General features: G+C 59.9%; 8 protein-coding genes and 1 pseudogene. 1 reads left to right on the forward strand and 8 read right to left on the reverse strand.

Annotated features, from left to right (window positions below; translation table 11 throughout):
• Positions 1 to 88 (reverse strand): annotated as a pseudogene (locus ACIOVB_RS02555) (hypothetical protein); the annotation flags it as partial.
• A 192-nt stretch (positions 89 to 280) separates the two neighbouring features.
• Here ACIOVB_RS02555 and ACIOVB_RS02560 point away from each other — a divergent pair.
• Complete coding sequence (locus tag ACIOVB_RS02560) at positions 281 to 946, forward strand: FKBP-type peptidyl-prolyl cis-trans isomerase (RefSeq protein ID WP_187678239.1); 666 nt, start codon at positions 281 to 283, stop codon at positions 944 to 946.
• 55 nt (positions 947 to 1,001) lie between these two features.
• On the opposite strand, the gene rsd is transcribed toward ACIOVB_RS02560, so the two are convergent.
• The 7 genes from rsd to ACIOVB_RS02595 all read right to left on the reverse strand — a co-directional run bounded on the left by rsd (position 1,002) and on the right by ACIOVB_RS02595 (position 7,396).
• A complete protein-coding gene (gene rsd / locus ACIOVB_RS02565) occupies positions 1,002 to 1,460 on the reverse strand; it encodes a sigma D regulator (protein ID WP_401264538.1) in 459 nt (152 codons plus the stop codon).
• Between the two features lie 183 nt (positions 1,461 to 1,643).
• Positions 1,644 to 2,195 carry a disulfide bond formation protein B gene (locus tag ACIOVB_RS02570; RefSeq protein WP_187678240.1) on the reverse strand — a complete coding sequence of 184 codons (552 nt, stop codon included), beginning with the start codon at positions 2,193 to 2,195 and terminating at the stop codon, positions 1,644 to 1,646.
• A gap of 218 nt (positions 2,196 to 2,413) precedes the next feature.
• Positions 2,414 to 3,652 carry a heme biosynthesis protein HemY gene (locus ACIOVB_RS02575; protein ID WP_401264541.1) on the reverse strand — a complete coding sequence of 413 codons (1,239 nt, stop codon included), beginning with the start codon at positions 3,650 to 3,652 and terminating at the stop codon, positions 2,414 to 2,416.
• On the reverse strand, positions 3,649 to 4,791 hold the full coding sequence (locus ACIOVB_RS02580; RefSeq protein WP_401264543.1) for a uroporphyrinogen-III C-methyltransferase: 1,143 nt from the start codon (positions 4,789 to 4,791) through the stop codon (positions 3,649 to 3,651). Before ACIOVB_RS02580 ends, ACIOVB_RS02575 begins: the two co-directional genes overlap by 4 nt.
• 16 nt (positions 4,792 to 4,807) lie before the next feature.
• A complete protein-coding gene (locus ACIOVB_RS02585) occupies positions 4,808 to 5,575 on the reverse strand; it encodes a uroporphyrinogen-III synthase (protein WP_401264545.1) in 768 nt (255 codons plus the stop codon).
• Entirely contained in the window at positions 5,572 to 6,513 is a 942-nt protein-coding gene (hemC, locus tag ACIOVB_RS02590) for a hydroxymethylbilane synthase (RefSeq protein ID WP_401264548.1), read from the reverse strand. The genes ACIOVB_RS02585 and hemC overlap by 4 nt, the downstream gene beginning before the upstream one ends.
• Positions 6,514 to 6,649: 136 nt before the next feature.
• Positions 6,650 to 7,396: a LytTR family DNA-binding domain-containing protein gene (locus tag ACIOVB_RS02595; RefSeq protein ID WP_187678245.1), complete on the reverse strand. Its 747-nt coding sequence runs from the start codon at positions 7,394 to 7,396 to the stop codon at positions 6,650 to 6,652.
• Between the last annotated feature and the right edge of the window lie 525 nt (positions 7,397 to 7,921).

Below are 7,921 nucleotides of genomic sequence, written 5' to 3' on the forward strand. Positions count from 1 at the left end.
ACGCGTTTTCCAGATGCTCGAGCAAGCTGCCCGAGAGTTGTTGGAGTAAGTGCAACGGAGTGTTTACAGGCTTCTTGGTGGCCGACATGGTTTACCTCCTGGCTGACGTGAGTGCGGCTCATACTAGACCTCTGCAGTTACCGCCGCTAGGTCATCTTGACAGTATCGAAACCGTTGCGTTGCAACGAAGTGAAAATGTTCTTCAACAAGTCAAAAGCAGTTCACCGTTACAGACGTTCGCGCTGGCATAATCCACCGCAATTCAGGACGGAGAGAGCTCATGTCGCGCTACCTTTTTTTATCCCTCTGCGTGATTTTTTCAGCGGCCCACGCCGACGAAAAAACCACGGCGAACGACGCTCATGATCTGGCCTATAGTCTCGGTGCCAGCCTGGGCGAACGCTTGCGTCAGGAAGTCCCGCAGTTGCAGATCCAGGCACTGGTAGAAGGCTTGCAGCAGGCCTATCAAGGCAAGCCGCTGGCGCTGAGTGAAGCGCGCATCGAACAGATTCTGGCCGACCATGAATCGCAAAATGCCGAACACGCCGCGATGCCTTCGAGCGACGCCGCGATGGAAAACGAGCAGCGTTTTCTGACGGCTGAAAAAGCCAAACCGGGAGTGAAGCAACTGGCCGACGGCATCCTGCTCACCGAGCTGACGCCAGGCACCGGCGCCAAGGCAGGCCCTGATGGAAAAGTGCAGGTGCTGTATATCGGTCGCTTGCCGGACGGCACCGTGTTCGATCAGAACACTCAGCCGCAATGGTTCAACCTCGACAGCGTGATCGCCGGTTGGCGCACCGCGTTGCAAAACATGCCGGTGGGTGCGAAATGGCGACTGGTGATTCCATCGGATCAGGCTTATGGCGCCGACGGTGCCGGCGACCTGATCGCGCCGTTCACACCGTTGGTTTTTGAAGTCGAATTGCGCGGCGCGACGAGTTAATCAGGCATAAAAAAACGGTGCGCCTGAGCGCACCGTTTTTTGTTGAAAGCGTCAGTCAGGCCTGAACCGAATCTTCTTCCTTGTGTGCCGTATGCAGCACTTCAATCAGGCAGTCTTCCAGTTCAAAACGTTCGTGAAGCAGGCCACCGAGTTCCTTGAATTTCTCGGCAACGCATTTGCCTTCGTCGCAAAGGTCGTTGAACGCGAGGAGTTTTTCGGTGATGACATCGATGCGCGGATAAATTGTCTCGGCCAATTCAAGGCCGCGCTTGTCGTTGAACGCCTTGGCTTCACCGGTCAGTTGTTCGTAGATTTCGAAGTGCCCGGCTGATACGTAGTCGACCAGCACACCGCAGAATTCCTGCAAGGGCTTGCGGTTCTCGGACAACGCCTGAGGTTCCGCGCCGAGCTTGTCGTAGGCGCCGATCAGATCTTCACGCTCTTGCAACCAGCGGTCGATCAGCAGATGAACTCCACCCCAACGTTCCTGAGCATTCTGACAACTTTCGAGCATGGCGATCTCTCTTCCCTTGTGGGTCATGCTGCTCTACACCCGCGTCCCGCTTCTGGTTTTGGCTTGGGGGACGGTCGGGCAGAGCGTCATCGAGCAACATAAATCCAATGACACGTGCGGGCCAGATTATGCCCGCACGCCTATGGCTTCAAGGTACGCAGGAGATAAAGTTCATACAAGTGTTTAATCCCGGACCAGCGCTGAGTGCGACGCTTCGCCGCTGAGCGGTCGCTGCAGAGCGCCCCAGCCCAGGCGCAACAATTGATAAATGGCAAGAATCGACACCGCGACAAAGAACAACAGACTCCACTCCGGGACACTCAGATCGAACAGCGTCCAGGAAATTTCCGCGCAGTCTGCGCCACCGTTAGACATCCTTTGCAGCGCACAGAGCCACGGAAAACCGCTGAACAGCGTCTCGGGCGCTGGTGAACAATTCAGCAGTTGCAGCACCGGATCGCTTTGTATCAGCACCTGCCGCCAGGCCGCCGTAGTGCCGCCGAGGCTCGTCAGCAGCGCGAGCAGCCAGTACAGCGAAAGGCCGACACGTTTGGGTCCGTGGATCGCCGCCAGACCGCAGAATGCCGACAGCAACGTCAGGAACAGCCGCTGCACCAGGCAGAGACTGCACGGCGTAAGGCCGACCACGTATTCAAGATAATAGGAAGCTCCCAGAGCAAAGGCTCCCGCAGTGAAAGCCATGAAGAACAAGGAGCGTGAGCAGGCCAACGACATGGCTTTTCCGTAACAGTAGAGACAGGCGGTTACGGTAGAGGAAAGCGTGTCAGCCTTTCAAGGCGACACCCTGCCGACAGTTCACCAGAGGTGTAGGGAAAACCCGACAGGTTCGAGAGGAATTGGTGTAGTCCGCTGTAGGACTTTGCCCTTAGCACTCACTGAAGTTGAATTTAGGGTCACCAAAAGTGAGCGAGGGAGCAACCTCCCTCGCGACTTCAAACGTGAGCCGGAACCGGCAGCGGCGCGGCCAAAAGGCGCTCATCGAGCAGACCCAGACCTTCCTGAAACAACTGATTGCTGCGCTCGGTATCGCCCAGTTGTGCGAGCAAGCGCGCCAGTTCCGCACAAGCTTCCGGATTGCGCTGCACGCGCAGGCTGTTTTCAAGATAGTCCCGCGCCTTGCCCCACAGGCTGGCTTGCAGACACAGACGCCCCAACGTCAGGAGCAGGCTCGGATCGTGCGGATGATCCTTGAGCCAGCCTTCGGCGATTTGCAGCTGGCGTGCCGGATCAATGCCGCGCACTAAACCATAAAGACGCGCCAGATGGCTGTCGTACTTGCGTTTGAGAGCGGTACGCAGCGCTTCTTCCGCCTCGACCTGAGCACCCAGCTGGCGCAGTTGCTCGGCATAGGCCAACACCAGCGGCGGCTCCTGACGTTGCGCCGAGGTGAGCTGTTGCCATGCCCGGTTGAGCGACTGCAAGCCGACTGTGCCGTCCTCTTCGCGCTGTGCAGCCAGTGAAAGGTTTTCACCCCAGGCACGACGCTCAAGCTCAGCCAGTTCGGCAGGTGGCAGGACTTTGTCCTTGCGCAGTTCGGGCAACAAACGAATCACCGCAGACCATTCGCCGCGCTGCTGATACAGACGCTGCAACTGGCGCAGCGTCTGCACATTATGTGGATGACGCTCGTGCATCGCCTGCAAAGTCACTAGCGCGCCGTCGGTGTCGCCACGATCGGTCTGCAATTGTGCGTGGCTCAAGGCAATCGCCAGCTCTGCCTGCGGCTGACGCTCCAGCGCCCGCTCGAGCAGATGATCGGATTCCTCGTAATTGCCTTGCTCGTTCGCCGCGCGGGCAGCGCCGAGGTAATACAGCAGCGGTTGGCGTTCGGCCTCAGCGGCTCGATATAGATGACGCTGGGCGCTGGCCCAACGACCTTCAGCCAAGTCCAACTGACCATGCTCGATGGCCACCTGCACCCGGCGACTGCGGTTGCGCCGCGACCATGGATTGACCACGCCGCTGGAGGCCATGATCAGCTCGACCAAAGCCTTGATGCCCCAGATCAGCAGCCACAGCACCGCGATCAGCGCCAGAGTCGCCCACAGGCTCGACTCGTAACGGAAGGACTTGTAAGCAACCAGCACGTAACCGGAATGCTCGGCAATCGCCAGGCCCAATGCCGCCGTCGCGGCGATCACCAGAAACACGATCACATAGAGGCGTTTCATGGCGTGGCCTCCTGCGCGGTGTTGGCGGCAGGTTTGGCGAAAGGTTTCACCGACTCTTCGGCATTGACGTTACGCCGCTCCAGATAGGCCTGAACCGCACTCAACGTGCCGGTCAAATCCGGGGTGTTGACGGTGACCGGTTCCTTGCTCAGCTCGCCGACTTGTTCCAGCATCACTTTGCTTTGCGGATTGTCCGGATTGAAATTGCCTTTCAGGACGTCGCGCGCCTCGGCCATTGCCTGGGTGTACACCGCCGCCTGGCCATTGAGGGCCGCCCACTGCGCCTGCTCCAGCGCCAGACTCAAGGCCAGACGCACTTGGCTCAGACTCTGTCCGGCCAACAGCGGCTTCACATTCTTGTCCGCGTTGAAATCGATACGAATGTAACGCGAGACCTGATCCCACCACTGCGCCCAACGACTGGCGCCGTCACCATCGGCAGTCAGGCCGAGCAGCGACTCGCCGCGATCCTTGTATTCCGGCGCCAGTTCGGTGAGGTCAATAACCTGATCACGCAAGGCGCCCAGGCGCAGGAACAACCCGGTGCGATCCGGCTGTGCGGTGCTGCGCAGCGCGACCAGGGTTTTCGCCACTTGTTCACGTGCAGCGAAGGAGCCGGGGTCGTTCTGTTCGCGAAGGATTTCGTCAGCGCCTTGCACCAGGGCCTGGGCGCTGCTGATGTCCTGCAAGGCCGAAAGGCGCAGGCTGGCCAAACGCAGCAGATGTTCGGCCTCAGCCAGTCGCCAGTCCTTGCGGCTGGCGCCGAGGACGGTTTCCAGGCGTTGATTGAGGCGCTGCTGATCGCCCTGAAGCTGCGTCACCAGACGCTGGCGATCGGCGAGCTCGTCGGCCCCCGGCAACTGCGCGAGGCGCTCGGTCAGGCGCTGTTCGTTGAGCTTCAGGCTCTGCGCCTGATCGTTCAACGCCTGCACCTGACCCGACTGTTGTGCGGTGTTGGTCTGCAGGTGACGCACCTGCCAGACACCCCAGCCACCGATCGCCACGCCGGCAGCGCCGAGCAACAGGGCGACAATGGCCAGTCCATTGCCTCGGCGCGGCTCTTTGGCCGGCGGTGGAGTTTCAACCTGAGCATCAATCACAGGTTGGACGTCATCTTTAGGCAAGGCTGTTTCGCTCACGTATCCATCCTTTGCATTAGAAAACGGGCACGGGTTGCTCCCGTAACGCCGTCAGCAAAGCCGCGGCACTCGCGCCGCGGCAATCCACAACTGTTTGGGCCCCGGCGGCACGTGCCTGCTCGGCGACCCTCGGGCTTGGTACAAACAACGGCAACTGCGCAATCACAGGCCAGGCATCGCCGGCCATCTGACGCAGGTGCTCGAAACCCTGTCCACTGCTGACCACCAGCCCGTTCAAGCGTTCCGCTTCGATCCGCCGCGGCAATGTTTGCGGCGCATAAGCTGGCAGGTCGCGTCGATACAATTCCAGATACTCGACACTAGCACCAAGCTCACGCAGGCGCTCGGCGAGCAGCTCGCGACCGCCCTCCCCGCGCAGGATCAACACTTGCGCACCGGGCCGGGCCACCGCCTCACGCAGACGCGACAACTGCAGCAACGCCTCGCTGTCATCACCGTCGACCGGGAAGCTCACGTCGAGACCATGATCCTTGAGAATCTGCGCCGTCGCTGCACCGACGCTGAACCAAGGGTTCGCCAGTGACTGCAAGCCATGAGCCTTGAGCAGATCCACCGCAATGCGTGCCGCCGGTTTGCTCACCACGATCACGGCGCTGCAAACGGGCAGCCGTGTAATCGCCTGACGTATTTTGTCAGAGACCGGCAACGGTGCAATTTCCAAAAGCGGCAGGCAACTGCTGAAAATCCCCTGCCCGGCCAACGTTTCGGCGAGCGCCGCACAGTCGTCCGCAGGGCGCGTCAGCAGCAGGCGCCAACCGGTCACTCGTGGCCTGCCTCGCCGTAAACTGCCTTGAGAATTTCTTCAGCGCCCTGGCTGAGCAAATCTTCGGCGACCTTCACACCCAGCGCTTCGGCATCGGCGCGCGGAGCTCGGGCTTCGGCGCTGATCAGTCGGCCGCCACTCGGCTCGCCCACCAGACCACGCAGCCACAATTGCTCGCCTTCGAGTACGGCGTAGCAAGCGATTGGCACTTGGCAGCCGCCATTCAAATGCTTGTTGAGGGCGCGTTCAGCAGTGACGCGCGAGGACGTGTCCGCATGATGCAGAGGCGCCAGCAAGGCGTGGATTTCACTGTCGACGCTGCGGCATTCGATACCGACTGCGCCCTGGCCACCGGCCGGCAGGCTGTCATCGATGCTGATAGCCGAGGTGATACGGTCTTCGAAACCGAGACGGATCAGTCCGGCTGCGGCGAGGATGATCGCGTCGTACTCGCCGGCATCAAGCTTGGCCAGACGGGTGTTGACGTTGCCACGCAGGAAGCGGATTTCCAGATCCGGGCGGCGAGTCAGCAACTGCGCCTGACGACGCAGGCTGGAGGTGCCGACGATGCTGCCGGCCGGCAATGCCTCAAGGCTAGGGTAGGTATTGGAAACGAAGGCATCACGCGGATCTTCGCGCTCGCAGATGCAAAACAGGCCAAGGCCTTCGGGGAAGTCCATCGGCACGTCTTTCATCGAGTGGACGGCGATGTCGGCTTCGTTTTCCAGCAGTGCGGTTTCCAGTTCCTTGACGAACAGGCCCTTGCCGCCAATTTTCGATAGCGGCGAATCGAGCAACTTGTCGCCGCGACTGACCATGGGCACCAGCGTCACCAGCAGACCCGGATGGGCCGCTTCCAGACGGGCTTTGACGTATTCGGCCTGCCAGAGGGCCAGCGCACTTTTACGGGTGGCGATGCGGATTTCGCGAGAGGACATGGATCAATCCGTACTGAATAGATACGGCGGATAATAACAGCTCAGCCAAATCCACTTTGACTTGAATCAGAAACGGCGTGGCCTCCCTGGCCTGCAATGCCTGGTAACGAGATGAAAGCAACCCGGAATGACCGGGTTAAAGGCCCTGCATCATTTTGCGCACACCCGCCACATGTCGACGGCTGACAATCAGCGCGTCACCATTGAGGCCTTTGAGGAACAGCTGGAAATGTCCCAGCGGCGTGCGTTGCAGACGTTCGATGCGGTCGCGGGCGACCAGCGCGTTGCGGTGGATGCGCACGAAGCGTTCACCGAATTCGTCTTCCAGAGCCTTGAGCGGTTCGTCCAGCAGCACTTCGCCGGTTTCATGGCGCAAGGTCACGTATTTGTGGTCGGCAATGAAGTAGACCACCTGATCCAGCGGGATCAGTTCAATGCCTTTGCGGGTACGGGCGCTGATGTGACTGCGCGGGCCATTGCCGCTTTCGGCGGCGGGGCGGGTCAGGGCCGAGAGTTGCGTCCGGTTGGGACGCTCAGCCCGTTTCAGGGCGTCATGCAGGTGTTCGGTTCGCACGGGTTTCACCACATAGCCCACGGCGCTGGCCTGCAGGGCTTCCACGGCAAATTCATCGGGACTGGTGCAAAACACCACGGCCGGTGGTGTTTCGCGCTCGCACAGACGGGCAGCAACCTGCAGGCCATCCAGGCCCGGCATGCGGATATCGATAAGCACGATATCCGGTTTGTGGCTGTCGATCAGCACCAACGCCTCTTCGCCATTCGTGGCGCTGGGCTCCAGGACTGTGTAACCCTCGAGCTCGCTCACCATTCGGCTGAGGCGCTCGCGAGCCAGTGGTTCGTCATCAACGATCAGGACATTCATATTGCGCTGGATTCCTGCGTGAGTCTCGCACAAGGATAGCGTAGACAGGTGAAGTGACGTCCGTCACCGCGATCCACGCTAAGACTAGCCCGAGCGCCAAAAAGTGCCGTACGTCGGCCAGCAATATTTGCCAGTGTCCGGGTCGTACTGCTCGAAGCCCGCTGTTTCCTGCGCTTTGCGCGGTGTTTGTCCAAGGACAATCCACCCACCCCCTCTTCTTTCTTATAGTCGGCAGCCAGACCTTTGCGCGATCTGACTTGCACCGACCCTTATGTCCAACTGTAGACGCTCGTCGGAACGTTATTGCTCAATCGAAAAATATCGTTGCGCAAATTCCCGGGAGAACGCGCCGACTATGGATGACACAATGAGAAAAAAACGTATCGACCGGTGTCAGCGACAGGATTGGCAACCCTGTTATTATCCGCGCCAGCGTTTCACGCCTTTTTTCTTCAAGCCGATACGAGCGAATTCATGAGCACTGACAAGACCAATCAGTCCTGGGGCGGCCGCTTCAGTGAACCC

Origin of the sequence: Pseudomonas sp. NPDC087639 (assembly GCF_044743385.1) — a bacterium.
Lineage (GTDB): Bacteria > Pseudomonadota > Gammaproteobacteria > Pseudomonadales > Pseudomonadaceae > Aquipseudomonas.

What these genes read in the sequence shown, in the direction of transcription:
- ACIOVB_RS02560 (WP_187678239.1), top strand. Translation starts at nt 281, where the DNA reads ATGTCGCGCTACCTTTTTTTATCCCTCTGCGTGATTTTTTCAGCGGCC.
- hemC (WP_401264548.1), bottom strand. Translation starts at nt 6,513, where the DNA reads ATGTCCTCTCGCGAAATCCGCATCGCCACCCGTAAAAGTGCGCTGGCC.
- ACIOVB_RS02575 (WP_401264541.1), bottom strand. Translation starts at nt 3,652, where the DNA reads ATGAAACGCCTCTATGTGATCGTGTTTCTGGTGATCGCCGCGACGGCG.
- ACIOVB_RS02595 (WP_187678245.1), bottom strand. Translation starts at nt 7,396, where the DNA reads ATGAATGTCCTGATCGTTGATGACGAACCACTGGCTCGCGAGCGCCTC.
- ACIOVB_RS02570 (WP_187678240.1), bottom strand. Translation starts at nt 2,195, where the DNA reads ATGTCGTTGGCCTGCTCACGCTCCTTGTTCTTCATGGCTTTCACTGCG.
- rsd (WP_401264538.1), bottom strand. Translation starts at nt 1,460, where the DNA reads ATGCTCGAAAGTTGTCAGAATGCTCAGGAACGTTGGGGTGGAGTTCAT.